Annotated in this window: 29 protein-coding genes and 1 other RNA gene; 14 read left to right on the top strand and 16 right to left on the bottom strand. The window is 62.6% G+C overall.

From position 1 onward, the window contains the following. Positions 1 to 72 precede the first annotated feature (72 nt). From hflC to Q3C01_RS04700, 9 genes are all read right to left on the bottom strand, one after another. Positions 73 to 978 (bottom strand): protease modulator HflC, encoded by a 906-nt coding sequence (hflC, locus tag Q3C01_RS04740; RefSeq protein WP_458144171.1) that lies wholly within the window; start codon positions 976 to 978, stop codon positions 73 to 75. Beyond that, entirely contained in the window at positions 975 to 2114 is a 1140-nt protein-coding gene (hflK, locus tag Q3C01_RS04735) for an FtsH protease activity modulator HflK (RefSeq protein ID WP_458144170.1), read from the bottom strand. Before hflK ends, hflC begins: the two co-directional genes overlap by 4 nt. 154 nt (positions 2115 to 2268) lie before the next feature. Then, the gene (locus Q3C01_RS04730) at positions 2269 to 2778 is read right to left on the bottom strand and encodes a dihydrofolate reductase (protein WP_458144169.1); all 510 of its coding nucleotides are present in this window, start codon (positions 2776 to 2778) and stop codon (positions 2269 to 2271) included. After that, positions 2778 to 3263 (bottom strand): GNAT family N-acetyltransferase, encoded by a 486-nt coding sequence (locus tag Q3C01_RS04725; RefSeq protein WP_458144168.1) that lies wholly within the window; start codon positions 3261 to 3263, stop codon positions 2778 to 2780. The genes Q3C01_RS04730 and Q3C01_RS04725 overlap by 1 nt, the downstream gene beginning before the upstream one ends. Beyond that, positions 3264 to 4058, bottom strand: coding sequence for a thymidylate synthase (locus tag Q3C01_RS04720; RefSeq protein WP_458144167.1), 795 nt, complete (start codon positions 4056 to 4058; stop codon positions 3264 to 3266). A gap of 196 nt (positions 4059 to 4254) precedes the next feature. Then, positions 4255 to 5772, bottom strand: coding sequence for a tripartite tricarboxylate transporter permease (locus tag Q3C01_RS04715; RefSeq protein WP_458144166.1), 1518 nt, complete (start codon positions 5770 to 5772; stop codon positions 4255 to 4257). A 7-nt stretch (positions 5773 to 5779) separates the two neighbouring features. Beyond that, entirely contained in the window at positions 5780 to 6544 is a 765-nt protein-coding gene (locus Q3C01_RS04710; RefSeq protein ID WP_458144165.1) for a tripartite tricarboxylate transporter TctB family protein, read from the bottom strand. Between the two features lie 96 nt (positions 6545 to 6640). Further along, positions 6641 to 7171, bottom strand: a complete 531-nt coding sequence (locus Q3C01_RS04705) for a chromate transporter (RefSeq protein WP_458144164.1) — start codon at positions 7169 to 7171, stop codon at positions 6641 to 6643. Then, the gene (locus Q3C01_RS04700; RefSeq protein WP_458144163.1) at positions 7168 to 7770 is read right to left on the bottom strand and encodes a chromate transporter; all 603 of its coding nucleotides are present in this window, start codon (positions 7768 to 7770) and stop codon (positions 7168 to 7170) included. The genes Q3C01_RS04705 and Q3C01_RS04700 overlap by 4 nt, the downstream gene beginning before the upstream one ends. 86 nt (positions 7771 to 7856) lie before the next feature. On the opposite strand from Q3C01_RS04700, the gene ssrA reads away from it, so the two are divergent. The 7 genes from ssrA (at position 7857) to feoB (ending at position 13448) form a co-directional block, all read left to right on the top strand. Continuing rightward, positions 7857 to 8222: a transfer-messenger RNA gene (gene ssrA / locus Q3C01_RS04695) on the top strand. A 134-nt stretch (positions 8223 to 8356) separates the two neighbouring features. Next, positions 8357 to 8875, top strand: a complete 519-nt coding sequence (locus tag Q3C01_RS04690; protein WP_458144162.1) for an SspB family protein — start codon at positions 8357 to 8359, stop codon at positions 8873 to 8875. Positions 8876 to 8962: 87 nt separating this feature from the next. Beyond that, on the top strand, positions 8963 to 10393 hold the full coding sequence (gene fumC / locus Q3C01_RS04685; protein ID WP_458144161.1) for a class II fumarate hydratase: 1431 nt from the start codon (positions 8963 to 8965) through the stop codon (positions 10391 to 10393). 274 nt (positions 10394 to 10667) lie between these two features. Beyond that, positions 10668 to 10856 (top strand): DUF4169 family protein, encoded by a 189-nt coding sequence (locus Q3C01_RS04680; protein WP_458144160.1) that lies wholly within the window; start codon positions 10668 to 10670, stop codon positions 10854 to 10856. Beyond that, positions 10853 to 11107 carry a ribbon-helix-helix domain-containing protein gene (locus Q3C01_RS04675; RefSeq protein ID WP_458144159.1) on the top strand — a complete coding sequence of 85 codons (255 nt, stop codon included), beginning with the start codon at positions 10853 to 10855 and terminating at the stop codon, positions 11105 to 11107. Before Q3C01_RS04680 ends, Q3C01_RS04675 begins: the two co-directional genes overlap by 4 nt. A gap of 121 nt (positions 11108 to 11228) precedes the next feature. Continuing rightward, positions 11229 to 11540 (top strand): FeoA family protein, encoded by a 312-nt coding sequence (locus Q3C01_RS04670; protein WP_458144158.1) that lies wholly within the window; start codon positions 11229 to 11231, stop codon positions 11538 to 11540. 36 nt (positions 11541 to 11576) lie between these two features. Further along, on the top strand, positions 11577 to 13448 hold the full coding sequence (gene feoB, locus Q3C01_RS04665) for a ferrous iron transporter B (RefSeq protein WP_458144302.1): 1872 nt from the start codon (positions 11577 to 11579) through the stop codon (positions 13446 to 13448). 281 nt (positions 13449 to 13729) lie between these two features. On the opposite strand, the gene Q3C01_RS04660 is transcribed toward feoB, so the two are convergent. From Q3C01_RS04660 to aspD, 3 genes are all read right to left on the bottom strand, one after another. After that, complete coding sequence (locus Q3C01_RS04660; RefSeq protein ID WP_458144157.1) at positions 13730 to 14110, bottom strand: hypothetical protein; 381 nt, start codon at positions 14108 to 14110, stop codon at positions 13730 to 13732. 54 nt (positions 14111 to 14164) lie between these two features. Next, positions 14165 to 14386, bottom strand: coding sequence for a hypothetical protein (locus tag Q3C01_RS04655; RefSeq protein WP_458144156.1), 222 nt, complete (start codon positions 14384 to 14386; stop codon positions 14165 to 14167). 92 nt (positions 14387 to 14478) lie between these two features. Beyond that, positions 14479 to 16092, bottom strand: coding sequence for an aspartate 4-decarboxylase (aspD, locus tag Q3C01_RS04650; RefSeq protein ID WP_458144155.1), 1614 nt, complete (start codon positions 16090 to 16092; stop codon positions 14479 to 14481). A gap of 327 nt (positions 16093 to 16419) precedes the next feature. Between aspD and aspT (Q3C01_RS04645) the strand changes: the two genes are divergently transcribed. The 3 genes from aspT (Q3C01_RS04645) (at position 16420) to Q3C01_RS04635 (ending at position 20091) form a co-directional block, all read left to right on the top strand. Beyond that, positions 16420 to 18111, top strand: coding sequence for an aspartate-alanine antiporter (aspT, locus tag Q3C01_RS04645; protein WP_458144154.1), 1692 nt, complete (start codon positions 16420 to 16422; stop codon positions 18109 to 18111). Between the two features lie 16 nt (positions 18112 to 18127). Next, positions 18128 to 19822, top strand: a complete 1695-nt coding sequence (gene aspT, locus Q3C01_RS04640; RefSeq protein ID WP_458144153.1) for an aspartate-alanine antiporter — start codon at positions 18128 to 18130, stop codon at positions 19820 to 19822. 131 nt (positions 19823 to 19953) lie between these two features. Continuing rightward, a complete protein-coding gene (locus Q3C01_RS04635) occupies positions 19954 to 20091 on the top strand; it encodes a hypothetical protein (RefSeq protein WP_458144152.1) in 138 nt (45 codons plus the stop codon). A gap of 64 nt (positions 20092 to 20155) precedes the next feature. Here the strand turns inward: Q3C01_RS04635 and Q3C01_RS04630 are convergent, their stop codons facing one another. Next, the gene (locus Q3C01_RS04630; protein ID WP_458144151.1) at positions 20156 to 20365 is read right to left on the bottom strand and encodes a hypothetical protein; all 210 of its coding nucleotides are present in this window, start codon (positions 20363 to 20365) and stop codon (positions 20156 to 20158) included. Positions 20366 to 20687: 322 nt separating this feature from the next. Between Q3C01_RS04630 and Q3C01_RS04625 the strand changes: the two genes are divergently transcribed. Next, positions 20688 to 20906: a hypothetical protein gene (locus tag Q3C01_RS04625; RefSeq protein ID WP_458144150.1), complete on the top strand. Its 219-nt coding sequence runs from the start codon at positions 20688 to 20690 to the stop codon at positions 20904 to 20906. Positions 20907 to 20985: 79 nt separating this feature from the next. Here the strand turns inward: Q3C01_RS04625 and Q3C01_RS04620 are convergent, their stop codons facing one another. The 3 genes from Q3C01_RS04620 to Q3C01_RS04610 form a co-directional block, all read right to left on the bottom strand. Then, positions 20986 to 21381, bottom strand: coding sequence for a response regulator (locus Q3C01_RS04620; RefSeq protein WP_458144149.1), 396 nt, complete (start codon positions 21379 to 21381; stop codon positions 20986 to 20988). Positions 21382 to 21664: 283 nt separating this feature from the next. Next, positions 21665 to 21937, bottom strand: coding sequence for a hypothetical protein (locus tag Q3C01_RS04615; protein ID WP_458144148.1), 273 nt, complete (start codon positions 21935 to 21937; stop codon positions 21665 to 21667). A 306-nt stretch (positions 21938 to 22243) separates the two neighbouring features. Beyond that, a complete protein-coding gene (locus Q3C01_RS04610) occupies positions 22244 to 22399 on the bottom strand; it encodes a hypothetical protein (protein ID WP_458144147.1) in 156 nt (51 codons plus the stop codon). 54 nt (positions 22400 to 22453) lie between these two features. On the opposite strand from Q3C01_RS04610, the gene Q3C01_RS04605 reads away from it, so the two are divergent. The 3 genes from Q3C01_RS04605 to Q3C01_RS04595 all read left to right on the top strand — a co-directional run bounded on the left by Q3C01_RS04605 (position 22454) and on the right by Q3C01_RS04595 (position 25881). Further along, entirely contained in the window at positions 22454 to 22735 is a 282-nt protein-coding gene (locus tag Q3C01_RS04605) for a hypothetical protein (RefSeq protein ID WP_458144146.1), read from the top strand. A 222-nt stretch (positions 22736 to 22957) separates the two neighbouring features. Beyond that, entirely contained in the window at positions 22958 to 24061 is a 1104-nt protein-coding gene (cax, locus tag Q3C01_RS04600; RefSeq protein WP_458144145.1) for a calcium/proton exchanger, read from the top strand. A gap of 155 nt (positions 24062 to 24216) precedes the next feature. After that, positions 24217 to 25881 carry a sulfatase-like hydrolase/transferase gene (locus tag Q3C01_RS04595; protein ID WP_458144144.1) on the top strand — a complete coding sequence of 555 codons (1665 nt, stop codon included), beginning with the start codon at positions 24217 to 24219 and terminating at the stop codon, positions 25879 to 25881. The last annotated feature ends 1 nt before the right edge of the window (position 25882 follow it).

Here is a 25882-nt window from a genome sequence, read left to right as displayed (position 1 = left end):
CGGACTGGAACCTCCCCTTGTGCCGTTCTTGTTCCGCGAAGGGGCGGCGTTGGCGCCGCCCCTTGCTTCGTTTTACTGTTTCGGCGCCGCCTGCGCTTCGGCGCCCGCCTTGCCGCTTGGGCTACCGAAGTACCGGAAGAAGTCCGAGTTCGGCCGCAGCAGATAGCGGGTGTCGCTCGAGCGCAGCCCGGTCTCATAGGCCGACATCGAACGGAAGAAGGCGAAGAAGTCCTGGTCCTTGCTGTAAGCTTCCGCGAACAGCCGGGCGCGTTCCGCATCGCCCGCGCCGCGGGTCTGTTCGGCCTGCGAGTTGGCCTCCGCGACGATCACGGTCGCCTCACGATTGGCCTTGGAGCGGATCTCCTGCGCCTTCTGGTCGCCCTGCGCGCGGAACTCGGCCGCTTCGCGTTGGCGCTCGGTCTTCATCCGGTCGTAGACCGCCTGGCTGTTCTGCTCCGGGAGGTCGGCGCGGCGGATTCGGACGTCGACGACCGAGATCCCGTAGCCGTCGGCCTCGCGGTCGAGCTGCTCGCGGATGCGCCCCATCAGCTTCTCGCGCTCGTCGCGCACCACCGTGATGAAGGTGACCTCGCCGAGCACGCGGCGCAGCGCCGCGTTGAGCAGCGTCGTGAGCTGAAGGTTGGCCGCCTGGATCGAGCCGACGCTCTGGTAGAAGCGCAGCGCGTTCTTGATGCGGTAGCGCGCAAAGGCGTCGACCACGAGCCGCTTCTGGTCGGAGGCGATCACTTCCTGCGACGGGTTTTCCAGATCGAGGATGCGATTATCGATGCTGATCACGCTGTCGATGAACGGCGCCTTGAAGTTCAGCCCTGGCTCGGTGACGACCTTGACGGGCTCGCCGAGACGGACCACGAGCGCCTGCTCGGTCTGCTGCACCGTGAAGACCGAGCTGTAGGCCACGATCAGGATGAGCAAGAGGACGATCAGCGAGACGATGCCTGTAACCGGAGACCTCATCGGGTGCCTCCGCCCTGCTGGCCGGAGGTGGCCGGCGGCCGCTTCGGCGTCAGCTCGTTGAGCGGGAGGAAGGGCACGACGCCGCCTTGTCCCGTCGCGGCGCCGTCATAGACGAGCTTTTCCGAGCCGCCGAGCACGCGCTCCATCGTCTCCAGATAGATTCGTTCACGCGTCACGTCCGGCGCCTTCTTGTATTCCTCGTACACCTTCAAGAACCGCGCGCTCTGGCCCTTGGCCTCGGCGATCACTTGTTCCCTATAGCCTTCGGCGTCTTGCAGGATCTGCGCCGCGCGGCCGCGGGCTACCGGCACGATACGATTGGCATCGGTCTGCGCCTCGTTCTGCTTGCGCTCAAGGTCGGCGCGCGCGGCCTGCACATCGCGGAAGGCGTCGATGACCTGCGCAGGCGGGTCGACCTTCTGCATCTGCACCTGGGTGATCAGAATGCCGGAGCCGTAGCCGTCGAGCGTCCTCTGCATCAATTCCTGCACGCCCTGCTCGGTGGTATTACGGGCGCCGGTCAGGATCGGCTGGATCTGCGAGCGGCCGATCACCTCGCGCATCGCGCTTTCGGCGACCGCCTTCACGGTGCCCTCGGGGTTCTGGATGTTGAACAGGAAGTCGCCAACGCCGTCGGGCTTGATGCGCCACAGCACGGTGAAGTCGACGTCGACGATATTCTCGTCGCCGGTCAGCATCAGGCTCTCTTCTGGCACGTCGCGGATGGTGCGGCCGCGGCGGGAGGGATCATCGATCAGCGTCATGCCGATGGAAATGGTCGAGACACGCAGCGCCTTGGGCAGCAGCACCGTCTCGATCGGATAGGGCAGATGGTAGTTCAAGCCCGGCTGCACGGTGCGCACATGCTTGCCGAAGCGCAGGACCACGCCGAGTTCTTCCGACTGCACGCGGAAGAAGCCCGAGGCGAGCCAGATCGCGACGATGAACAGCACGATGACGCTGATGCCAAGGCCGCTGAAATAGCCGCCGGGCAGGAGCTGCTGGAGCCGGTCCTGGCCGCGTCGCAGAAGGTCTTCCAGATCCGGCGGCCGCGGCCCGACCGGTTGCGGGCCTGTGCCCCATGGCCCTTTCGAGCCCGAGCCCCACGGGCCACCGCCCTGATTCTTCCACGGCATTCGACAGTCTCCTCGGCAGGGTCTGGAATTGCCCCCGCCCGCTTTGTCCGGTCCGGCTTTATAGGGGACGCTTTGCCCCCTTACAACGCACGCCTGACCGCCTCCGAGCTATGCCGCGCTGGGGAAATGTCAATGTAAACATTGGTGAAAGCGGTTAATGTTGCGGCCGCCGACGATATGTCACATAGGAGAAATCGGCGCTGTCGTCGCCTGCGGCCGGATGACGGACACGCACGACCTCCTCCCATTCTGCCTTGTTGATCTCGAAAACAGTGTCGCCCTCGGGCCGCGCATGCACCTCGGTGACATCGAGGCGATCGGCGCGATCGAGCCATTGGCGATAGATTTCGGCCCCCCCGATCACCGCAATCTCGGCGACCGAGCGCCGCAGGGCATCGCCACATGCGATCGCATAGGCATCCGCCGAGGACGTGGTCACGACGGCGCCCGCCGCGCGGAAGCTCACATCGCGGGTGATGACGATGTTGGTGCGACCGGGCAGCGGCCGGCGCAGCGACTCGAAGGTCTTGCGGCCCATCACCACGGGCTTGCCGATGGTGAGTGCCTTGAAGCGCTGCATGTCGGACTTCAGCCGCCACGGGATCGCATTCCCGGCGCCGATGACGCCGTTCTCCGCGATGGCGACGACGAAGACGATCTCCATCAGGGCGCCTTCCCTGCAAGCCGCGTCAAGGCGTCACCGGTGACGCGGCATAGCGTCCAGTCATCCATCATGACGGCGCCGAGCGACTTGTAGAACGCGATCGATGGCGCGTTCCAGTCCAGCACCGCCCATTGCAGCCGCGACCAGCCGTTCTCGACGCAGTCCTTCGCAAGATAGTTAAGCAGCGCCTTGCCAATGCCCTTGCCGCGATGCGACGGTCGCACGTAGAGGTCCTCGAGATAGATGCCGTGGCGGCCACTGAAGGTGGAGAAATTCACGAACCACACCGCGAACCCGACAGCCTCGCCATTCCATTCGGTGATCGCGCAAAAGAGCCGCGGGTTCGCGCTGAACAGCGCCTCCGCGATCATCGCTTCCGTCGCGTCCACCTCGTGCGTGAGCTTCTCGTACTCGGCAAGCTCGCGGATGAAGGAGAGAACGAGCCCGGCCTCGCCTGGGCGCGCGCGGCGGATGTTGAGCGACATCTATACTGCGACTTCCGCCTTGATGTGCGGATGCGGGTCGTAACCGACGAGCTCGAAATCCTCAAAGCGGAAGGAGAAGATGTCCTTCACGTCCGGATTGATCCGCATCACCGGCAACGGACGCGGCGTCCGCGTCAGTTGCAGCCGCGCCTGTTCCAGGTGATTGGAATAGAGATGCGTGTCACCGAGCGAGTGCACGAAGTCGCCGGGCTTCAACCCCGTGACCTGCGCGACCATCATCGTGAGCAGCGCGTAGGAGGCGATGTTGAAGGGTACGCCGAGAAAGACGTCGGCCGAGCGCTGATAGAGCTGGCACGACAATTTGCCATTCGCGACATAGAACTGGAACAGCAGGTGGCATGGCGGCAGCGCCATCTTCTCGACGTCGGCCGGATTCCAGGCGGTGACGATCAGCCGGCGCGAGTCCGGGTTCTTTTTGATCATGTCGACGACGTTGGCGATCTGGTCGATGCTGCGGCCGTCGGCCGTCGGCCAGGAGCGCCACTGATGGCCGTAGACCGGGCCGAGATCGCCGTTGGCATCGGCCCATTCGTCCCAGATGGTGACGCCATTGTCGCGCAGATATTTGATGTTGGTGTCGCCGTTGAGGAACCACAGCAACTCATGCACGATCGCCTTCAGCGGCAACCGCTTGGTGGTCAGCATCGGAAAGCCGGCCGCAAGGTTGAAGCGCATCTGATGGCCGAACACCGACAGCGTGCCGGTGCCGGTCCGGTCGCGCTTCTCGACGCCGTCTGAGAGAATCCGCTCGAGCAGGTCCTGATATTGGTGCATGCGTGCGCTATGGGCCTTTTGGGGGGACGGCGAACTTAGCGGCCAGCCCCGTGCTGCGACAGCAGCGATTCGCTGCTTCGCGCAGATTATACCCGGAAAAGTGAGCGTTCCGCCGACAAACGACAAGGGGCGGAACTTGCGTCCCGCCCCTGCCCTACCTTCTTGATAGTACTGGCCAAGTTGGCAACCGCCGGCCTCAATTCTCCGATTCCGTGAACACCTCGTCGCGCTTGGCGCGCAACACCGGCAAAACCGTGAGCACCAGGAGGGCGGCCGCGATCGCGAGCAGCACGGCGGAGAGCGGACGCGTCACGAACACGCTCCAGTCGCCGCGCGAGATCAGCAGCGCGCGGCGCAGGTTCTCCTCCATCAGCGGTCCGAGCACCATGCCGAGCAGCAGCGGGGCCGGCTCGAAATCGTGCTTGATCAGCCAGTAGCCGACGAGGCCGAATACGCCTGCAAGAATGACGTCGACCGGCGCGTTGTTCACCGAGTAGATCCCGATCGCGCAGAAGATCACGATCGAGGGGAACATCAGCCGGTAGGGAACGCGCAACAAGCGCACCCAGATGCCGACCAGCGGCAGGTTGATGATGATCAGCATGAGGTTGCCGATCCACATCGAGGCGATCATGCCCCAGACGAGGTCCGGCTGCTTCTGCATCACCTGCGGGCCCGGCACGATGCCGTGAATGGTCATCGCACCGACCATCAGCGCCATCACCGCGTTCGGCGGGATGCCGAGCGTGAGCAGCGGGATGAAGGAGGTCTGCGCCGCAGCGTTGTTGGCGCTCTCCGGCGAAGCTACGCCTTCAATCGCGCCGCGGCCGAACCGCGAGGGATTCTTCGCGATCTTCTTCTCCAGCGTGTAAGCGGCGAAGGATGCGATGACCGCGCCGCCGCCGGGCAGGATGCCGAGGATCGAGCCGAGCACCGTGCCACGCACGATCGCGGGCGCGGAGTCGACCAGGTCTTTCCTGGTCGGCATCAATCCCGTGATCTTCTGCTGCACGAGATCGCGGTTCATCTCGGCGCCGGCGTCGAGGTTGCGGATGATCTCGGCAAAACCAAACACACCCATCGCCACCGTCGCGAAGCCGAGGCCGTCGGCAAGCTCCGGAATATTGAAGGCCATGCGCGAGGCACCGGTCTCGATGTCGGAGCCGACCATCGACAGCAGCAGGCCGAACACGATCATGGCGATCGCCTTGAGCACAGAACCTTTCGCCAGCACCACGGCGAAGATCAGGCCGAGCACCATCAGCGAGAAATATTCGGCCGGACCGAATGCCAGCGCGAGCTTGGTCAGGGGGGCGCCGAGAACGGCGATCAGGACGGTTGCGACGCAGCCAGCGAAGAACGAACCGATCGCCGCGATCGCCAGCGCCGGACCGGCGCGGCCCTGCTTGGCCATCTGATGGCCGTCGATCGCCGTGACGACGGAGGTCGCTTCGCCGGGGATGTTGACGAGGATCGAGGTGGTCGAGCCGCCATATTGGGCGCCGTAATAAATGCCGGCAAGCATGATCAGGGCGCCAACCGGCGGCAATCCGAACGTGATCGGCAACAGCATCGCGACGGTTGCGATGGTGCCGATACCCGGCAGTACGCCCACCAGCGTGCCGACGAGCGCACCGATCAGGCACATCAGAAGGTTGATCGGCGAAAATGCGACGGCGAAACCGTGAGCGAGGTTGGCAAAGAGATCGACCATCATGCCCTCACTGGACCAGGAATCGCGGGAACATCGGCATCGGCAATCCGAGCACGTAAGGGAACAGCAGCGCACAGCCGATCGTCAGGCAGGCCCCGACCATGAAGGCCTCGATCCACTTCGTCTCATGCGAGCCCATCGCTGCAATCAGGAAGCTGACGAATGCCGAAACCACGAGCCCTAGAGGCCGGATCGCCAAGGCAAAGAAGACAATCGCCGCCATCACGAACAACGGCCCGCGCCAGGAATAATGCGAGAGCCCCGCCCCCTCGGTCAGAAGTCCCGTCAGCGCGATGGCGGCGGCCAACGCGACCAGCAGCCCGCCGAACATGCGCGGCGCCGTGCCGGCTCCGAAGGAGAAGCCGCGCATGCCCTGCAAGTCACTCGACGCCCACAATGCGAACAGCGCCACCGCCATCAGAACGATACCGCCGATATAATCCTGCGGCGCGCGGATGGTCATGAAGAGCGTGAGGATTGCGACCGCAAACAGCGGATAGGAGTAGATCAGCGCCAGCAGAACGTCCGAGGACAGCGCCTTCTTGGCATCAGCGCCGAACGCCCCGAACGCCGCGCCGGGCGCCCCCGCCAGAAGCGCGGTCGCGTGGCTGATCAGGACGGTCGCCGGGCCGCGCCCGCTACCCCATCCGAAGATCGTCCCGACCGACCAGATGAATTCGAAGATCTGCGGCGCGAGCGCCAAAAGGACGATGCCGATTGCGACCGATGTGTTTCGAGTCGTTGTCGCCGAGTGGCCCATTGTGTCGGCCATGCATGTCTCCTCCGCGACCCCGTAAGTCACGAGCCTTGTTGTTCTATTGGATGGAATTGGATCCCTACCACCAGCATCATTGCCTAGCGACTTTCATCACACAACGCCAGCAAAACCCAAGACGCCGCCGGCAAGCAACAGCCAGAGCGGATTGATGCGCGACACCGAGGCAAGCACCGCAACGCAAGCCATCAGCAGCGCGGCAATCACGGTGTGAGTGGTGGATTGGGCCAGGATCAGAGCGCTTGCCGCCATCAGGCCGATCGACAGCGGAACCAGTGCAACCTGGATCATGGCGGGCCAGCGCGATTGGCTGGGACGGTTGAGGAGGCGGCTCACATAGTAGGCAAGCAGAGCCGTCGGCAGGCACATCGCGAGCGTTGCCGCGAGCGCGCCGGGAATGCCGGCAACCGCATAGCCGATCAACGTGACGATCAGGACGTTCGGACCGGGCGAGAGCTGCGAGATCGCAAAGGCGTCGGCGAACTGCTTGTCGGTCATCCAGTGATGCACGTCGACGGCGATGCGGTGCATCTCCGGCACCGCGGCAGCCGCGCCGCCGACCGCGAACAGCGACATCAGGCCGAAGGTCGAGATCAGCGCCCAGATCGGGTTCTCGCTGTTCATGCTGATACCTTCCGCCGCAGGACAACCGTGACGGCGATGCTGGCAGGGATCGCGACCAGCAGCACCGCTTGCAGCGGCAGCCGCAGCACGCCGATCGCGACGAACACGGCTGCCATCAGGACGAGGGCAATCGCGTCGGCACGCCTCAGGAGCGGCGCCATCATGCGAAAGACCACCGCAATCAGCAGCCCGACGGCCGCGCAGGACACCCCGGCAAGGGTCCGGCGCAAAACCTCGAGCTCGCCGAAATGGGCGTAGAGCACAGCGAGAGCCGTCATGATCAGCGTCGGCGGCGCCAGCAGCCCGGCGAAGGCGGCGACGCCACCGGCAAGCCCGCGCAGGCGCGAGCCGAACACCATCGACAGGTTGACGATGTTGGGACCGGGGAGGAAGTGGCAGAGCGCAAAGGTCTCGTTGAACTCGTCCGCCGTCATCCAGCGATGGTCCTCCACGATCGCCCGTCTCGCGAACACCAGGACGCCGCCGAACCCGGCCAGCGACATCCTGGCAAATGCCGTGAACAGGGCGAAGAGGCCCGGTGGGACGGTCTTGGCGAGGATATCCGGCTCTTGAACGGCCGGTGCGGAATCCGAGGACATCGTGGCAGCTTAAGGGGCCGGGTATGCCTGCGCCAAGGGCCGGCCTTCTGGGCGGCCAGCACCTATCCAAAGGAACTCTCGCCAAACCCCTGTCTTTCCCGACCTTTGCCCCCTATATTGGGGGTGCCGGCTTGCCGGCTATGGAAATAAACGGTCGTCGCAATAAACCATTCGGACCCGGGGGCGGTACCCGGCGCCTCCACCAAAGCCCACCAGCAGGCTATCCCAGAGCGGGCTTTGGCGGGGGCGAAATAGGATCGACGAGGGCGTAAAGGGCGTACTTTTTCCCGGTATTGTTCCGCCGTTATCGGGCTACTGCAATAGTTGCCAACGACAACTTTGCTCCGGTTGCTCAGGCTGCGTAACGCAGTTTGAAAGACCACTCTAAAGCCCTAGCGGGTTAAGCTCCGCTAGGCGGGGTTCGGAGGCACCTGGCAACAGAAGCCTCCACTTCCATTTTTCTCCCGACCATTTTCTCGCGGGCGGGGACTCCTGCTGGCCGGTCGGGCGCGGTACCATTGCGACTTGGCGAGTCGGCGCGGCACCGGCTCGGGAAATGCGACAGGACCGATAGTCAGGATCCATAATGGCGACCGATCATATCCGATACGACGTGCTGGCACGCGACGCATTGCGCGGCGTGCTGCGGAAGGTGCTGAGCGATGCCGCAGCGCACGGATTGCCGGGCGAGCATCACTTCTTCATCACCTTCGTATCGAAGGCGGAGGGCGTAAAGCTGTCGCCGCGGCTGCTCGCGCAATACCCCGACGAGATGACGATCATCCTCCAGCACCAGTTCTGGGACCTGACCGTGCTCGATGATCGCTTCGAGGTTGGCCTGTCCTTCGGCGGCATCCCGGAGCGGCTGGTGGTGCCGTTCAGCGCGATCAAGAGCTTCCTCGACCCGTCGGTGAAATTCGGCCTCCAGTTCGACACCTCCGATGTGGCGGAAGTGCCGCCCGCGGCACTCCCCACAGCCCCTGCTCCCTCGGCCGTCTCGGTCCCCGCGCCGGCTCCCGAGAAGACGGAAGCCGAGGACGAACCCACCGCGCCCAACCAAGGCGGCGCCGAGGTCGTGCGGCTGGATCGCTTCCGCAAGAAATGATTGAGGTCGCGCCGCGCGAGAGCCAAGCGCGGCCAAACCACCTATATAGATGAGCATCGAAAAGCTGTGCGCATTCCGCGCGGCAGAATGGATGTGCTCATGGACAAGACGACCCGCACCTCACGCCGCTCTTCCACCCGTATCGAGACCGACAGTTTTGGTCCGATCGAGGTCCCCGCCGACCGCTACTGGGGAGCGCAGACCGAACGCTCACGGCAGAATTTCCGCATCGGGGAAGATCGCATGCCGATCTCGCTCGTGCATGCGCTCGGCATCGTCAAGCTGGCCGCAGCCCAGACCAATCGCGAGCTCGGCCTCATCGACCAGCGCCGCGCGAATGCCATCATCCGCGCCGCGCGCGAGGTGGTCGAGGGCAAGCTCGACGACCACTTTCCGCTGGTAGTGTGGCAGACCGGCTCGGGCACCCAGAGCAACATGAACCTCAACGAGGTGATCGCCAACCGCGCCAACGAGCTGCTCGGCGGCGAGCTCGGCGCCAAGAAGCCGGTTCATCCCAACGACCACGTCAACATGAGTCAGTCGTCGAACGACTCTTTTCCCACCGCGATGCACATCGCGGCCGCCGGCCGGATCACGGCCGATCTCATTCCAGCGCTCTCCGAGTTGCTCGTCGCGCTGCGCAAGAAGGAGAAGGCGTTCGCAGAGATCGTCAAGATCGGCCGCACCCATACCCAGGATGCGACGCCGCTGACGCTCGGCCAGGAATTTTCCGGCTACGCCGCACAAGTCGAAAGCGGCATTGCGCGATTGAAGGTCGCGGTGAAGGATCTCTATCCGCTGGCGCAAGGCGGCACCGCGGTCGGCACGGGTCTCAACTCAAAGCCGCGCTTTGCAAGACTGTTCGCCAGGCACGTCGCGACCATCACGAAACTGCCCTTTACCAGCGCCGCCAACAAGTTCGAGGCGCTGGCGTCGAACGATGCCTATGTGCTCGTGCACGGCGCCATCAATTCGGTGGCGACGGGGCTCTTCAAGATCGCGAACGACATCCGCCTGCTGGGATCGGGCCCGCGCTCGGGGCTGGGCGAACTGATTCTGCCCGAGAACGAGCCCGGTTCTTCGATCATGCCCGGCAAGGTCAATCCGACCCAGTGCGAGGCGATGACCATGGTGTGCTGCCAGGTGTTCGGCAATCACACTGCAATCACCGTCGCCGGCAGCCAGGGCCATTTCGAGCTCAACGTCTTCAAGCCCGTGCTCGCTTACAACATGCTGCATTCGATCCGGCTGATGGCCGACGCCGCGCGCTCCTTCACCGAGCATTGCGTTTCGGGCATCCGTGCCGACGAGAAGCGTATCCGCGAGCTGATGGAGCGCTCGCTGATGCTGGTGACGGCGCTGGCGCCGAAGATCGGCTACGACAACGCGGCCAAGGTGGCGAAAACGGCGCACGCCAACGGCACCACGCTGAAGGAAGAGGCACTCCGACTCGGCTTCGTCTCGGCGGACGAGTTCGAGCGGCTGGTCCAGCCCGAAAAGATGACCCACCCCGGCTGAATTGCCGGATTTCGATAGGCCTCCGTAAAGATACGGAGGAAAAAACGGCAAGAAATATAAGATCCGAGCAAGGGGATTTGATTACCGTCAATGTTCCGGCCTTGGCGCGTGCTAGGCGGTATTTGCCCACGACCGGGCGAAATTGATTGTTTGATGGTATCAGAGGCCGATTGACGAGGACCAAATGGCGATCAAGTCTCATGGAACACAACGCAGTGCATCATTTCTAACGATTTCATCCCGCCTGCCGAGGATTGGCTGATGGAGACGCGGCATGGGGAACGTCATCAACCTGAACCGCTTCCGGAAGCGCGCCGAACGGGAAGCCTCGGCGAAGCAGGCGGAGGCCAACCGGACGAAGTTCGGCCGCACCAAGGCCGAGCGATCGGCGGAGGAGAAGCGCGAGGCCCAAGCGAAGGAGCGCCTGGATCAGCATCGGATCGAGCGCGAGGAACAGCCATGAAATCGCCCGTTGTCAAGCGATCGATCGTCGTCGCCGGCCACAAGACCAGCGTCAGCCTGGAAGAGGCCTTCTGGAACGGCATGAAGGAGATCTCCGGGCTGCGCAACATGACGCTGTCGGAGCTGGTCGGCGAGATCGACAGCAATCGCCAGCAGGGCAACCTGTCTTCCGCGATCCGCCTGTTCGTGCTCGATTACTTCAAGAACCGCGCTATGGCCGTCCTGCCCGAGCAGAAGGTCCCGGCGCAATAGAGCGCTCGAAGGCGTTCGACAAAACCCCGCCGCGAGGCCCGCACTTTATAATCACTCTAAGGTGCGGTCCCGGCTGCGTGAGTGCGCTTGACCTCTCTCGCTGCCGTTGAAAATACAGGGCATGACCGACGACAAGATCACGCGCCCGCAGACGTCCACGCAGCTGCCCTCGGGTTTGCCCTCGAGTTTGCCCTTGGGGCTGGCCGAACGCGGCTATTCGGGCGTCATCCAGCATCTTTCCGCCAGCGGTGCGGGCTCGGCTTTGTCGGACGTCGAGCTGGAAAGCCGCCTGATCGAGCTCGGCTTCGTCGAGGGTGCCAAGGTCGAGATCCTGCACGAGGGCATCGTCGGCCGTGACCCGATCGCGGTGCGCGTCGACAACGTCACCATCGCGGTGCGGCGCCGCGAAGCCATGGCCATCATCGTCGCGTAACGAGCGACCGGACCTTTGACCCACGCCTTCGATCCCATGGAATCTCCCCTGCTGCATCTCGCCCTGGTGGGCACGCCGAACAGCGGCAAGACCTCGCTGTTCAATGCGCTGACCGGCAGCAAGCAGAAGGTCGCGAACTATCCCGGCGTCACCGTCGAGCGTAAGGAAGGCTTTTTCGTTACTCCCCTGGGACGCCAGGTCTCGGTGGTCGACCTGCCCGGCACCTATTCGCTGCGCGGCCGCAGCCCGGACGAGGAGATCACCCGCGACATCGTGCTCGGCAAGGCATCCGGCGAGGCGAGGCCCGACCTCGTGCTGTGCGTGGCCGATTCCACCAATCTGCGCCTCACCATCCGTCTCCTGCTCGAGCTCAAGCGCACCGGACGACCGATCGTGCTGGTGCTCAACATGTTCGACATCGCGACCCGCCGCGGCATCACCGTGGACGTGGCGCAGATGGCCGACGCGCTCGGCGTGCCCGTGGTCACCTCGATCGCGGTGCGCAAGGGCGGCACCGCCGACCTGCTCAGGCTGACCGATGAGATCTCGGCGCAGGTGCAGCCGCAGCCCCGGGAGAACAGCTGGCGGCCGCTCAGCGTCGCCGAGCTGCGCGCCACGCAGCGCGAGGCCGACCGCATCATCGCGTCCTCCGTCAGCCTGCCGAGCCGGCCCGACACCTGGACCGCCCGGATCGACGCCGTGGTGCTGCATCCCGTCGGCGGCCTCATCGTGCTCGCCCTGATCCTGTTCGTGATGTTCCAGGCGGTGTTCGCCTGGGCACAGCCGCTGATGGAGTTCCTGTCCTCCTCGTTCGATGCGCTCGGGCAGTACGTGCACGACACCCTGCCCACTGGGCTGTTGCAGAGCTTCTTGCAGAACGGCGTGATCTCCGGCGTCGGCAGCGTCATCGTGTTCCTGCCGCAGATCATCATCATCTTCCTGTTCATTCTGCTGTTGGAAGATTTCGGCTACATGGCGCGCGCCGCGTTCCTGATGGACCGCATCATGGGCGGCGCCGGCCTGCACGGCCGCGCCTTCATTCCGCTGCTCTCGAGCTTTGCCTGCGCCATCCCTGGCATCATGGCGACGCGCGTGATCGACAACCGGCGCGACCGGCTGACCACGATCCTGATCGCACCGCTGATGACCTGCTCGGCGCGCATTCCCGTCTATACGCTGATCATCTCCGCCTTCATTCCGGCGAAACAGGTCTGGGGCTTCATCAACCTCCAGGGCCTCGTGATGTTCGGCCTTTACGCCGCCGGCATCATCAGCGCGCTTCTCGTCTCGTTCCTGATCAAGTTCTTCATGCTGCGCGACTATGCGCCGGCTCCGTTCATGCTGGAGCTGCCCGACTACAAGATGCCGCGGCTGAAATCGATCGCGATCGGCATCTTTACGCGCGCAAAGATGTTTTTGCAGCGCGCCGGCACCACGATCTTCTCGATGATGGTGCTGATCTGGTTCCTGGCTTCGTTCCCGCAGCCGCCGGCTGGCGCAGCGGACCCCGCCATCAACTACAGCCTCGCTGCGATCCTCGGCAAGGCCATCGCGCCGCTGCTCGCTCCCGTCGGCTTCAACTGGCAGATCGCGGTGGCGCTGATCCCAGGCATGGCAGCGCGCGAGGTCGCGGTGGCAGCCCTTGGCACGGTCTATGCGATCGAGGGCGGCAAGGAAGCGGCCGAGCAGATCGGCCAGGTGCTGGCGACCAAATGGTCGCTGGCGACCGCCCTGTCGCTGCTCGCCTGGTACATCTTCGCCCCGCAATGCGCCTCCACGCTCGCGGTGATCCGGCGTGAGACCGGAAGCTGGAAATGGATGGCGACCACCTTCGCCTACATGCTGGCGCTGGCCTATGCCGCGAGCCTTGCGACCTACAACGTCGCGGTCGCGCTCGGCGCGGGGTAATTCTTCGCGCTGGATGGGCCTCCGGCCCCTCAAAATCAAAATCTCGAAAACAACCCCATGCAAAGTAGCCGGCGGTGTCCGGCGCCGCCGCCTGCATATTCGGAAAATTCGTTGACACGTCGGGCAAATCACCGGCACGATGTCATCATCGAGGACTCGGCAGTTGCCCATGCTTCGCCCAACTTGGGCACCTCGACGCGACCGAAATTCCTATCGCGTTTCGATCTGAGATGACATCAATGGACTTCGGCACTGGTCGGAGACAACCACGATCCGCGCCGTCAGCCGAGAGATTGGGTTTGCCGAAAATGGTGACTCTTGGGAGTGAACCACCTGGCCAGGGCGCGCACCTCGTCTTCGCATGTTTCCAGTGCGATTTTCTGAGCAAGCATCACGTCGCCGATCGGGAGATCACCAATCGTCGTGAAACATAGCCCCTCGCGGAGGCGACCTCTTTTGTCAATCTCGCATACATTGACCGAGGTGCCGGTATAGATCCTGTACTGATTTCCGGTGTTTCCTCCGACCACATCGAAGTAACCCTGACTTGCGAACTGCTCTCGCTGCGCTTGCGACAGCCAATCTCGCAGCATCCGTAGCGACCGCCCCTCGGGCGTGGCCTCCCAGCCGTGCCTGATGAAAAGGGCTCTCGTCGCGCTCATGCGGGAGCGGCTACCCAACGGCAATGGTCGAAATCGAAACATGATAGGAGGCGACTACCCGCCGATCAGCCTGGGAAAAAAGAGTGTTTCTTCCGCCGTGGGGTCGAACGATCGGACTTTCGATACCTGACCTTGACTGGTCCTGACCGCCGCGGTGAAGCCAACCCCGGTCAGCTCGTAAAACCGCCGTTCCGCCTGGGCCAGTTCCTCTGCGTCGCCGGAGTTGAAGGAATAACGGCTATCGCCGTTGCGGTCCATCACGAGCTGGATTGGCATCATTGCCTCCTATGATCGCCACTGGAAGATCATCGATCCAAAAGTATCGCACGGGCAACGCCCTATCGGGGCGTTGCCGTAGCCGCGTTCCTTTAGCCGCCCTTCGCCGCCTCGTATGTGTCCCGGTATCCTCTGGCAATCGTTCGAACGCCCCGTCCGATATCGTCGTAGACATCGTCCGGCAGGTTCGCCAGGGAGACACGAAGCGACCATTCGGGGGCATCGAAACCGCCACCATTCAGCAGCACGATCCCGTGGGCTTCCGCCAAACGGAATGCAAGATCGAGCGGATGAATGTGCTTCTTCAGATAGTCGACGGCTTCGTCTCCGATGTTCTTCCGGGCCCAGAACTCGAAATCGATCAGGGCGTAATATGCGTCGTAGCTGGGATTGGGCGACAGCTTGTCGGCGAGTCCAAGGCCATCGAGCAGCGCCCACAGCCGCTTGTTGACGATTTCCATGCAGGCAGCCTGGTAGGCCTTCTTCGCATCCATCATCTCCGCGAGCGAGAAAAGGCTCATCATCACCTGCTGGGGCAGCGACAGGCCTGCAGTGTGATTGAGCGCGACGTCGCGACTGTCGGCAACGATGCGATCGATGAATTTCAGCTTGCGCGGCTCCAGCGTCAACGGCCCGTAACGCTTGTCGAGCGCCTTCACAGCGTCGTCGGGCAGCTTCGCGATCATCTTGTCGAAGATGTTGTCTTCATGAATGGCGATCGCGCCAAGCCGCCATCCTGTGCAGCCGAAATATTTGGAATAGGAGTAGACGCCAATGGTGTTGTGCGGGAGTTCGCCCAGCAGCGAGCGGAAACCGTGAACGAAAGTACCGTAGACGTCGTCAGTGAGCAGCATGAGGTCGGGGCGCTTGGTCTTGACCAGGTTGCCAAGCTTGGCGATCGTCTCCGGGCTCACGCCCATCCCGGAGGGATTGGCCGGATTGACGATGAAGAAGGCCTTGATCTTCGGATCCTCCAGCTTCTTGATTTCCTCGTCGGTGAACTGGAATTTGTTTTCCTGCGGCGCCCTGATCTGGACGACCTTGAGGTCGTAATCCTCCAGATGCGTCATCTCGATGTAGGGCGTGAAGATCGGCGTTCCCAGCGCGATGGTGTCGCCGGGAAGCAACAGGCGGTTGGCCTTCAGCGACTTGAAGAGGTAGCACATCGCCGCCGTACCGCCCTCGACCGCATAGATGTCGAACTTGCCTGCCGGCCGCGGCTCACCGCAAACGGCCCACATCAGATATTCGTGCACGATCTTTTCGTTGTGCACCAGCATGCGGTCCGGCACCGGATAGTTGTCGCCGATGATGGAATCGACGAGCTCGTGGACGAAGGCGTCCGGGTCGAAGCCGAATTTCTTGACTGCAAACGGTAGCATCTCCGAAAGGAAGCTCGCGCCCGGCATGTCGGAATGCTTGGCGAGCCAAGCTTCGAACCGCGCAGCAATACCCTTTGCCTGGGGCATGCCGCCAATCCCCGCCGGGTGCTCCATCACCCGCTTGCTTTCGGTGATCGCGAACTGTCCCAGCAGGAAGAAACCTTCGCGCGGCGTGGTCGCCACCCAGTTCGGATTGCCGCGGCCGGCGTTCAGGAACGCCGATTGCGTCCGTTTCGACGTTGCCTTGGCGAGACTGATCAGCTCGTCCTTGATCTCGAACGGACTCAGCGCCTCGAATTTCTTCAAGGTCAAGATATCGGCCATGTGACACTCCCCGAGCTGTGCAAGTTCGCCCGCGCGATCGCACTCAGGATGATCAGCAGCCGGCGGTGTCCCTTGATCTACCTCAAGGCCCAGGCGGCGATAACGCTCCGAAGCGCCGTCATCCTGCAATGCGGCGAGGCCGTTTCGTCGGTGGGTCGCAAATGCCGCAAGGCTCAATAGCTGCGATTGATATAAATCAATATTCCCCTTTCGAACCGTCTCTTCATGTTGACCGATACGGCTTCAGCTCTCGTCGCTGGGTCTTCAATCCGGGACGTGGCGCCGGAGCGAAGCGGGCGCGTGCCGATGGCATGAAGGGGTGCAATCATGGTCGACTGGTTCTTTCAGACGCTCAAGACCTATCCGGAAATCGCGATCTTCCTATCCTTGGCCCTGGGCTACTATTTCGGCTCCTTCACTTACAAGGGCCTGGGACTGGGGGCCGTCACTGCGACGCTGATCGCTGCTGTTATCATCGGCCAGATCGGGATCACGATTTCGGGCCCGCTCAAGCCGTTCTTCTTCCTGATGTTCCTGTTTGCCATTGGCTACGGCGTCGGGCCGCAATTCGTGCGCGGCATAGCTCAGGATGGTGTTCCCCAGGCGATTTTCGCCGCCGTCGTGTGCGTGTTCTGCCTTCTCGCCGCGTATGTCGGGGCGAAGATTGCCGGTTACGATGTCGGTTCGGCCGCCGGACTTTACGCCGGTTCGCAGACGATCTCGGCGTCCATGGGGCTGGCGACCGATGCCATCAACCGGCTCGGGCTGTCGCCGGAAGAAACCAAGAAAATCCTCGACGGCATGCCCGTCGCCTACGCGGTCACCTATATCTTCGGCACCGTCGGATCCGCGATCGTCCTCGCCCTGCTTGGCCCGGCCCTGCTCGGCATCGATCTCGAAGCGGCGTGCAAGAAATATGAAGAGGAGCACGGCGGCAAGAAGCAGTTGGGCGGTCCCGGCACCGCGTGGCACCAGTTCGAGGTCCGTGCATTCCGCGTTCGTGAACGCGGCCCGGCGGTCGGCAAGACGGTGCAGGAGGCCGAGGCGCTTGTCCCCGATCAGCGGGTGTTCATTCTGCGGCTGCGACAGGACGGGAAGATCATCGATGCCATCGCCGATGCCGTGATTCACGCGGGCGATGTCGTGGCCGTGGCAGGCCGGCGCGACGTGCTCGTCCAGCTGATCGGCGAACAGGCGGAGGAAGTCGACGATCGCGAGCTGCTCGCCATGCCGATCGAAGGTGTCGATGTCTACGTGACCAGCAAGGACGTCGACGGCAAGACCCTGGAGGAGCTGGCGAAGAGCCCGGCATCGCGCGGCGTATTCCTGCGCAAGATCACGAGGGGCGCGATCGCGGTCGAGATCCCCATTCTTCCCAACACCAAGTTGAACCGGGGCGACATCGTCACCATCGTTGGACGCACGCCCGACGTCGCGGCCGCAACAAAGATGCTTGGCCGGCCGGATCGGGCAACCGATGTTGCCGATGTTGCCTTCATCGGTGCCGCCATTGCCATCGGCGCGCTGGTCGGCGCGATCGTCTACAAGATTGGCAGCGTGCCGCTCACGCTGTCCACCTCCGGCGGTGCGCTGATCTCAGGACTGTTCTTCGGCTGGCTGCGTTCCGTGCGGCCGACCTTTGGCCGCATTCCCTCACCTACCGTCTGGTTCATGAACTCCGTCGGCCTGAATGTTTTCATTGCCGTGGTCGGAATCTCGTCGGGACCGGGCTTCGTTGCCGGCCTGAAGGCGCTTGGCATCGGCCTCTTCCTCTGGGGCGTCGCGGTAACGACCGTGCCGCTGATCCTTGCAATGTACGTCGGCAAATACCTGTTCAAATTCCATGACGCCATCGTGCTCGGATGCTGTTCCGGCGCACGCACCACCACTGCCTCGCTCGGCATGATCAACGATCGCGCCAGGAGCCAGATTCCGGGGCTTGGCTATACCGTCACCTACGCGGTTGGAAACACGCTGCTGACGATCTGGGGCATGGTGCTCGTCATGTTGATGGCATAGAAACCGGCTGCCCGAGATGCTGACCTGGCTGGAGCAGTTTCTCGTCCGTTATCCGGAGCTCGCGCTGTTCCTCGTGATCGCCGCGGGCTACTGGATCGGAAGCTTCAAGATCGGAGCCTTCAGTCTCGGCCCGGTCACGGGCTCGCTGTTCGCCGGCCTGGTGGTCGGCGACTTCGCGCATGTGCCCGTTTCCAGCATGACCAAATCCTTCCTGTTTCTGCTGTTTCTGTTCGGAGTCGGCTATTCCGTCGGTCCGCAATTCGTGCAGGCGATGAAGCGCGACGGGCTGAAGCCGATGCTGCTCGCCGTCGTGGTGTGCCTCACCGGCCTTGCAGCCGCAATTGTCGTGGGACGAATACTCGGGCTCGATCCCGGCTTTGCAGCAGGACTGATGTCGGGGGCGCTCAGTCAAAGTGCGGCGATGGGAACGGCGACCGACGCGGTCAACGGCCTCTCGGCGCCCGAAGCGCAGCGTGCCCTGTATGTCTCGCACATCGCGGTCGCCGATGCGGTCTGCTACATCTTCGGCTATGCGGGCGTGATCACGTTCTGCACGGTGGTCGCGCCGGCACTCCTGAAGATCGACCTGCGGAAAGAAGCGCTCAAGCTCGAGCAGTCGCTGGGAATGACCCGCACGAAGCCGGGTCTGGCGTCCGCGTGGCGAAAATTCGAGCTGCGTGCCTATCGGCTGGACGAGCACTCTCCCCTCGCCGGATCGACAGTCGCGGCCGCCGAAGCCCGCCTGCCCGAGTACCGCCTGTTCATCCATCGGATTCGCCGAGAAGAACGCATCCTCCAGGCGGAGCCCGGCACCATCCTCGTGCCAGGCGACGTCATCACGATATCGGCGCCGCGCCAGATCATCGTGGAACTGATCGGCGCCCGCGCCGAGGAGGTCGAGGACAGAGGGCTGCTCGACATTCCCCTGATCTCCGCTGACGTTTTCCTGATCGATGCCAAGCTTGCCGGCATGAACCTGCAGGAGGCCTCACAGCAGGACTGGACACGCGGCCTCTATCTGCGCTCGTTGAGCCGGGGCGGCCAAGAGCTTCCGATTGCTCCCGGCGTCGTCCTGCAGCGTGGCGACCTGCTGCGCATCGTCGGCCCCGAACCGGTCGTGGAGAACGCGGCGAAGAATATCGGTGTCATCGTTGCCCCCAGTACCAGCATCGATTTCGTGGTGCTGGGGCTCGCCATCTTCTTCGGCGGCATCTTTGGTGTTCTCGTGAGTTTTCCTGTCGGCAGTATCAAGATCGCGCTGAGCACGAGCGTCGGCACGCTGCTTGCCGGGCTTCTGGTCGGCTACCTCCGCACGCTCAATCCGCGCTTCGGTCGGATTCCGGACGGCGCCATCAGCCTGATGACGTCACTCGGACTAGCCGCGTTTGTCGGGCTCACCGGGATCCATGCCGGACCGATCTTCCTCTCCGCCTTGCGGGAATCGGGCATCGGCCTGCTGCTCGGCGGCATGGTAGTGACCCTGCTGCCGCAGATCGTCGGATTCTGCTTCGGTCATTTCGTCTTGCGCATGAACCCAATCCTTCTGCTCGGCGGTTTGACCGGGGCGCAAACGGTCACGGCGGCAATGGCCGCTCTCCAGGAGCGATCGGGAAGCCCGGTTCCCGTGCTTGGCTATACACCGGCCTACCCCATCGCGAACATCCTGCTCACAACCTGGGGCTCGGTCATGGTTCTTGTGTTTGCGGCCTGAGCCAACACAGCACTACCGGCAAGGGCGATTATCGGCGGCAACGTGAAGAGCCAGCGATGGCAAAAGTGTCCTTATCGCGCCAATAGGAACGATTTCGGTCCTCTGCCGTTGCGCGGCGTGGAGGAGTGCCGATGGATCAGGATGACGACAAGAAGCCGCCACGGGAGCGAGAGCGTCCAGATCGTACAGAAGACGCGCGCAAGGTCGCGGAAGAATACGCCGAGTTGCAACGTCAGATCGCGGAGAAGTTTCGCAGGAAGATGAACTAGGCAGTTGCCTCGAAATGCGGCAGCTCCGTTCCGCGCTGACGTCACCCTCACACGGCCGCGCCAGTCAGCGGGCGCGCAGGGCGCGCCAGCTTTCGACGCCATCATTTTGACGACGCTCCTGTTTGCGCAACTCATCGATGAGACGTTCGAGATAGGACGGCAGGGGCGAAGTTTGGCGAGATAAGTTCTGTTGCAACCTGTCACCCACCTCGTCGCAGATCGACCGGGCAGTCTTATGGTCGATGCGGTCCGATATTCGGCTGATCGGTTCCATGACGCGACTTCTTTGGTCGGCCCCACGATTAACCTAAGTTACGGAGCGAGAAAATGTTTCGCGTCAATAGGTGAATACTGGAACGAAGGCCAATCTTGCGACTGTTGGAACTGGAGACGCTCGGTCTGGGAAACAGGTATCAAGTTGAACTTGAAACGGTTCACGTTCGATCTGACGTCGCCACGTTATCGCTTTCCGATTTTCCGCCCTTGTGACCGGTCCGTAACCGGAGCTACCATCGTTCATCACCGGCTGAGGCTCTGCCCATAGGCGTCGGTGGCTGAGAGACCATTGCGCTCCCGCCTACTGCGAGGAGAGCAAGATGGATCGGGCCCGGCAACTTCAACATCTTGAACAGGCTGAGCACCACCTGCTGTGTGGCAAGCGGAACGTTTCCGATCAAGAACAGCGTATCGAAGACCTCGAACATCATGGGCATGACACAACTTTGGCCCGCGCACTCCTGGAAACATTCGTCTGCACGCAAACGCAATTCGTTGCGCACCGCGATCAAATCCTTCGAGAACTGGACCACGCTTGAACTAGGGCCCGGGGACGAGTTCTGCCGCTACCGGGATTAGCTAACATGAACTGTGGGGCGGCACCGGCATAGTCCAAGTTCAGAGGCCGCGCCGCGCCGCACGTTCCGTGCACAGATGCGCGACATCGTTGGCAATGTCTCGGGCGACACATGGTTTCTCTCGCAGCTTCACACTGCGAAAGCGATCGGGAATGGCTTTTGCTGCGAAGCCAGTCACAAACATGAATGGAACTCTTTGCCGCGTCAGTTCGTCTGCCAAGTCGAAGGCGTTCTGACCTTGCAGGGTCACATTCATTATCGCCATGTCAAAGCCGTCTCGCATCACGGCGTCAAATGCCTCTCTTACGGCGGCAATGGGGCCGACCACCTCCGCGCCATGCTCTCGGAGCATTCGCTCGAGATCGTCGGCCAGAAGGTATTCATCCTCAAGTACGAGAACACGGCATCCGCGTAGAAGCTCAGCGCTGTCAGCCATAGTTCGCTCCCATGGCTTGCATCGGCCACCATTCAACGTGCCTCGTTGGGAGGGCGTTCCTACCTGCTCAGAAGACGGGAACAAGGGGTCCATTGATAGTTCGCAGTGCAGCGTGAACTGCGATGACGAAATCACTCCTCATTTCTTCGCTGGAGCTAGGGTCAGTCATTCGGCGGATCCTTCGCCGGAAGGCCCGTAGCGCACCAGGAGCGCAGGGTTAAAGCGTGGGGACAGCCTGGCCAGCGAAACGACTTGCCTCAAGACAAGGCTACGCCGAGCTCGTTCACCGCTTGTGGCTGCGATACACGATGTGGATCGAGGCGCGCCGCGGCGGATTTCGGTGCGCCCACATTTCGAACATGTCGCCGGCTTCCGCCGCGCCTGCGCGCCAGCTCGCCCGAACTCGATCGTCGTCGCCGATCGCTTCGTCGGTTCGGTCGTGAACATTCAATGATTTCTCAATGAGACCGGGCAGAGTTTCGGCTGACGCGCCGACGGCCGTCAGCGCGCACGTCACGGTCGGACCATCGGCGGGACCGGCGAAATAGGCGGTCATACCGACAGTCTGGCCTCGCTTCGTCAATCTTGCCGAATAGAGAACGTCGATTCCGGGCCCGCGCTCCATTTGAGCCGTGACCGGAGCGTCTCCGTTGACGAAGCCCAGTCCTGACGCGATGCGTTCTATTTCGCTCGGCAACGCCGGCCGTAGAGGTCCTGGCAAAGAGATCAACCAGCGCAGGGCCGTTGTCCTCCTCCGCAGCGACTGAGCCCGCGAGCACCAGCATCGCAAGTCCCGCGAACGCGAATCGAATCATGTAAAGCTCTCCACTGCTCAGAGCGTCGCGCCGCGACGAAATCAACCCTAATTCTCCGCCGCGCGCAGCGACGTCTCACGCACGATATTGCCGGCAAGGTCCTGATGACCTCCACCCGCGAAGTCATAGACGCCGGCAGTGACGACCACGACCAGACCGAGGCTGGGCCTGACCGCAGCTGGTTCCGCATTGATTTCGATCAATGGCGGGCCCCCATCGCATGTCACCTCTTCTCATGTCCTGCAAGGAGAGAGCAAATGACTAGACATGCCAAGCTTCTTGGACTGATCGTGAGTGCCGCACTCCTAACCGCAGCCCCTTTGTCGTTCAGCTATTCGCCGACGGAGGCCCTGTCGGTGTCCGTTGATCGCGCCGAGGCGCGCGTCGGGCGGCCACTGACACCCATGAGCGTTGCAGGCGTCAACCGCAGAGTGCATCGGCGCGCCTATTACGGTGCGGCGGCGGCGGGAGCCGCGGCCTATGGTGCCTATGGCTACCGCCGGGCTTGTGGCTACTATCCCTATCCGCCCTGCTATTGAAGCCCGCGCGAGGCTCGTCGCCTGACGGCGACGAGCCTCTTCGTTTCCTTTCCCTGCATATTGGTCTGGCACGCGTTCGCTGCAACTCGCCGAGCGACGCCGTACGCATGACCTCCGAGTTCAAATCTTCACGCATTTCGCTGTCGCGCGTACCGTTGAGCTAGATCAATGCTGAGCCGGTTCCCGGCCTCAGCGTCGAGATCCGATCGTGAAGGATCGACCATGGACGCACTGCTCAAGGAAATCCGGCACAGCCCGCTCTTATGGCTGCTCATCTTCGTGCCCGTGGTGATCGCGCTCGAGCGCATCGCGCCGGACGCGCATACGCTTCTATTCGTGCTGGCTGTGATTGCCATCGTTCCGCTCGCGAGCCTACTCAGCCACGCCACGGAGGCCGTGGCCGAGAAGACCGGTGATGCGGTCGGCGGCCTGTTGAATGCCACGCTCGGCAATCTGACGGAGCTGATCATCGCGGTAACGGCGCTGCATGCCGGTGAGTACATGCTGGTCAAGGCCTCGATCGCGGGTGCGATCGTGACCAATTCGTTGTTCATGCTGGGCGCGTCCCTGTTTCTGGGCGGACTGCGACACCGCATCCAGGACTACAACCGCGCCGGCGGCAGGCTCTATTCCGCGCTGCTGCTGATGGCCACGATCGCCCTGTTGTCGCCCTCCGCCGTGGCCGACCTCAATTTCCCCGGAAGCGAGACGGCGGTGCATCGCTTGAGTGTTTCCCTCGCGATCCTGCTGATCGCGGCCTACGGCCTCAGCATGCTGTTCTCGCTGAAGACGCATAAGGAGCTGTTCGCCGGCAGCGAGCATGGCGAAGCGGCCGGACCGATGCTGCCGATCGCGGTGGCAATTCCGACGCTGGGAATCGTGACCGTGCTGGTCGCGCTGGTCAGCGAGATCTTCGTCGAGTCCGTGCAGAAGGCGGCCGAAACGCTCGGCATGAGCCCGGCGTTCGTCGGCTTCATCGTGGTTGCCCTGGTCGGCGCCGCGGCCGAGATGGCCGTGGCATTTGGCGCGGCACGCCGCAACCGGCTCGATATGAGCGTGAGCATCGCGCTCGGAAGCGCGGCCCAGATCGCCTTGTTCGTCGCCCCCGTTCTCGTGCTGCTCAGCTATGTCGTCGGGCCGCAGCCGATGGACCTTCAATTCTGGCCCGGGGCAGTGACCATGGTCATGATTTCCACCGTGGTGACGAGTTTCATCACCAATAGCGGCCGATCGGCGTGGTTCATCGGCGCTCTCCTGCTTTTCATCTACACGATCTTCGCGATGACGCTCTACATGGTTCCACCCGGTTCGCACGGCCCGGTGTAGACACTGGCGCGGACAGAGCGCGGCTTGTCCGCAGGGCTGCGGCGTTTGCTGCGCTGCACGAACTAGCCTTTGGCTGGGGATACTCGACAAAAGGCCGGCGCTCATAGCCCGAGAGCCGAATTGAAGAAACTGATTGCTCAGGGCATCCTGTTGCCATGGCTTTGACCCTGGCACTTGTGACGACTATCTGCGCCGTTGCGCTGACAGAACGCAGCGTTGAACACCTGCTGTTTGCGATCGCGGCGCTCTTCCTCAACGCAGCTCTGCTGCTGATCTTTGTTGCCGATTTCGAGAGAGCGATCCTGCTGTCCGGCATGCTGGCCTTCGCAATCGCCGGCGTATCGATCGTGAAATTCAAGCACAGCGCACTCAAGCTGATCGTTTCCGATGTGCCGCTTGCATTTGCAGGCACGGTCCCATTCTTCGTGTTGCAATACCCACGCATGATGCTGGGTGTTCTGGTCGCCGGCATCCTGCTCGCTTTCGCTTCGATCGCGGTTCTGGTCTATGCCGCCGGATCTCCGATTTCCGTGGTCTTTCGAATTCCCTTGTTCTGCCTTGCACTCATCGGTTTCGCGAAGGCTTCCGCCATCAAGGGCGCCACGTCCTTGCGCCTGACCTTGACGCAAGGACGATGCTTTTATTCCACCTTCATGGCCTCGCTCATCGACCCCGCGTCCTGGCGGCAGTTCAATGGGTTGGCTCTGAGCGATATCGCAAACGAACCGTTGCCGCTGAGGGAGGCAATGCCTGCGCGCTCCAGCGAGCGTCCGGACATTATCGTCATCCAGCACGAATCGATCTTCGACCCGCGCATTTTTGGTCTGCCGATCGAGCCGGTCGTCGAAGCGCTCCTGTCTCCGGCAGAGGGAGAATTCGGGCGCCTCAACGTGGACATCTACGGTGGCGGCTCGTGGCAGTCGGAATTCAGCCTGCTGACCGGTCTTTCAAGCGCCAGCTTCGGTTCAAGCGCCTACTACCTCTTCAGGAAAGGCGCAGGCCGATTCCACAGCAGCCTGCCGCGCTCGTTGGCCTCGCTCGGCTACAAGACGACCCTCACATCGAGCTGCCGTCGTGACTTTCTCGACTATGATGAGTTTTATAGCTCGATCGGCATCGACGAACGCATCTTCATTGACGATTTTCCGCCGTCCTTCGACATCAGACGTTTCGAAGCGACGAATTCGGACGCCATGTTCCTGGAAGCGGTGATGGATGCTCATGCCGAGAGGATTGCCGCCGACCCGTCCCCTCAATTTCTTTATGTGCTGACCAACTTCAATCACGGCCCGCATGATCGGCAACTGGTGCCGCCCGGGCAGTTCGAGAGGGAGCGCGCCTTTGCCTTGGCGAGCCTTCCCGATGCCGGATATGCCGAATATTACGCGCGCCTGGTCGAGACCGCCTCGACCTGGCAAAAGCTCAGAGCGAAGCTGGGGAACACTTTTGCGGGGCGCCCCGTTCTTGTGATGCACTATGGGGACCATCAACCCGTGCTAACGAGAAGGATCGATCGGCACCTCGAAGGCCCGGAAGACACCCGGCGTCCGTTCCGTACATTCTATGCGATCGAGGCTTTGAATATCCCTCACTTTGAGCCCGGACGAGGCGCGGACCTCGATATCGCTTTTCTTGGAACTGTCGCCTTGCGACGTGCGGGCCTCCCGCTTGACCCGATATTCGCCACGCGTGCGAGCTTGCTTGACGATTGCGGAACATCCTACTTTGCATCGGCCTCCGAACGGAAATGCCGTTTCCACCGCACGCTTGTGGATCGGGGCTTGATAGACTTGAAGCCGCGCGTTCAGCACGCCCGCTAGC

This window comes from Bradyrhizobium sp. UFLA05-109 (assembly GCF_054185165.1).
Note: the sequence above shows the minus strand (reverse complement) of the source record. Positions and strands in the feature narration are given on the sequence as shown.

Excerpts from the sequence above, each read along its gene's own strand:
- Q3C01_RS04625 (WP_458144150.1), top strand. The coding sequence starts at position 20,688 with ATGGATCGGGCCCGGCAACTTCAACATCTTGAACAGGCTGAGCACCAC.
- feoB (WP_458144302.1), top strand. The coding sequence starts at position 11,577 with ATGGAATCTCCCCTGCTGCATCTCGCCCTGGTGGGCACGCCGAACAGC.
- Q3C01_RS04605 (WP_458144146.1), top strand. The coding sequence starts at position 22,454 with ATGACTAGACATGCCAAGCTTCTTGGACTGATCGTGAGTGCCGCACTC.
- Q3C01_RS04620 (WP_458144149.1), bottom strand. The coding sequence starts at position 21,381 with ATGGCTGACAGCGCTGAGCTTCTACGCGGATGCCGTGTTCTCGTACTT.
- Q3C01_RS04635 (WP_458144152.1), top strand. The coding sequence starts at position 19,954 with ATGGATCAGGATGACGACAAGAAGCCGCCACGGGAGCGAGAGCGTCCA.
- Q3C01_RS04700 (WP_458144163.1), bottom strand. The coding sequence starts at position 7,770 with ATGTCCTCGGATTCCGCACCGGCCGTTCAAGAGCCGGATATCCTCGCC.
- Q3C01_RS04720 (WP_458144167.1), bottom strand. The coding sequence starts at position 4,058 with ATGCACCAATATCAGGACCTGCTCGAGCGGATTCTCTCAGACGGCGTC.
- hflC (WP_458144171.1), bottom strand. The coding sequence starts at position 978 with ATGAGGTCTCCGGTTACAGGCATCGTCTCGCTGATCGTCCTCTTGCTC.
- Q3C01_RS04710 (WP_458144165.1), bottom strand. The coding sequence starts at position 6,544 with ATGGCCGACACAATGGGCCACTCGGCGACAACGACTCGAAACACATCG.
- Q3C01_RS04725 (WP_458144168.1), bottom strand. The coding sequence starts at position 3,263 with ATGTCGCTCAACATCCGCCGCGCGCGCCCAGGCGAGGCCGGGCTCGTT.
- hflK (WP_458144170.1), bottom strand. The coding sequence starts at position 2,114 with ATGCCGTGGAAGAATCAGGGCGGTGGCCCGTGGGGCTCGGGCTCGAAA.
- Q3C01_RS04730 (WP_458144169.1), bottom strand. The coding sequence starts at position 2,778 with ATGGAGATCGTCTTCGTCGTCGCCATCGCGGAGAACGGCGTCATCGGC.
- Q3C01_RS04655 (WP_458144156.1), bottom strand. The coding sequence starts at position 14,386 with ATGCCAATCCAGCTCGTGATGGACCGCAACGGCGATAGCCGTTATTCC.
- cax (WP_458144145.1), top strand. The coding sequence starts at position 22,958 with ATGGACGCACTGCTCAAGGAAATCCGGCACAGCCCGCTCTTATGGCTG.
- Q3C01_RS04660 (WP_458144157.1), bottom strand. The coding sequence starts at position 14,110 with ATGAGCGCGACGAGAGCCCTTTTCATCAGGCACGGCTGGGAGGCCACG.
- aspT (WP_458144153.1), top strand. The coding sequence starts at position 18,128 with ATGCTGACCTGGCTGGAGCAGTTTCTCGTCCGTTATCCGGAGCTCGCG.
- aspT (WP_458144154.1), top strand. The coding sequence starts at position 16,420 with ATGGTCGACTGGTTCTTTCAGACGCTCAAGACCTATCCGGAAATCGCG.
- Q3C01_RS04615 (WP_458144148.1), bottom strand. The coding sequence starts at position 21,937 with ATGACCGCCTATTTCGCCGGTCCCGCCGATGGTCCGACCGTGACGTGC.
- Q3C01_RS04670 (WP_458144158.1), top strand. The coding sequence starts at position 11,229 with ATGACCGACGACAAGATCACGCGCCCGCAGACGTCCACGCAGCTGCCC.
- aspD (WP_458144155.1), bottom strand. The coding sequence starts at position 16,092 with ATGGCCGATATCTTGACCTTGAAGAAATTCGAGGCGCTGAGTCCGTTC.
- Q3C01_RS04690 (WP_458144162.1), top strand. The coding sequence starts at position 8,357 with ATGGCGACCGATCATATCCGATACGACGTGCTGGCACGCGACGCATTG.
- Q3C01_RS04675 (WP_458144159.1), top strand. The coding sequence starts at position 10,853 with ATGAAATCGCCCGTTGTCAAGCGATCGATCGTCGTCGCCGGCCACAAG.
- Q3C01_RS04715 (WP_458144166.1), bottom strand. The coding sequence starts at position 5,772 with ATGGTCGATCTCTTTGCCAACCTCGCTCACGGTTTCGCCGTCGCATTT.
- fumC (WP_458144161.1), top strand. The coding sequence starts at position 8,963 with ATGGATGTGCTCATGGACAAGACGACCCGCACCTCACGCCGCTCTTCC.
- Q3C01_RS04630 (WP_458144151.1), bottom strand. The coding sequence starts at position 20,365 with ATGGAACCGATCAGCCGAATATCGGACCGCATCGACCATAAGACTGCC.
- Q3C01_RS04705 (WP_458144164.1), bottom strand. The coding sequence starts at position 7,171 with ATGAACAGCGAGAACCCGATCTGGGCGCTGATCTCGACCTTCGGCCTG.
- Q3C01_RS04595 (WP_458144144.1), top strand. The coding sequence starts at position 24,217 with ATGGCTTTGACCCTGGCACTTGTGACGACTATCTGCGCCGTTGCGCTG.
- Q3C01_RS04680 (WP_458144160.1), top strand. The coding sequence starts at position 10,668 with ATGGGGAACGTCATCAACCTGAACCGCTTCCGGAAGCGCGCCGAACGG.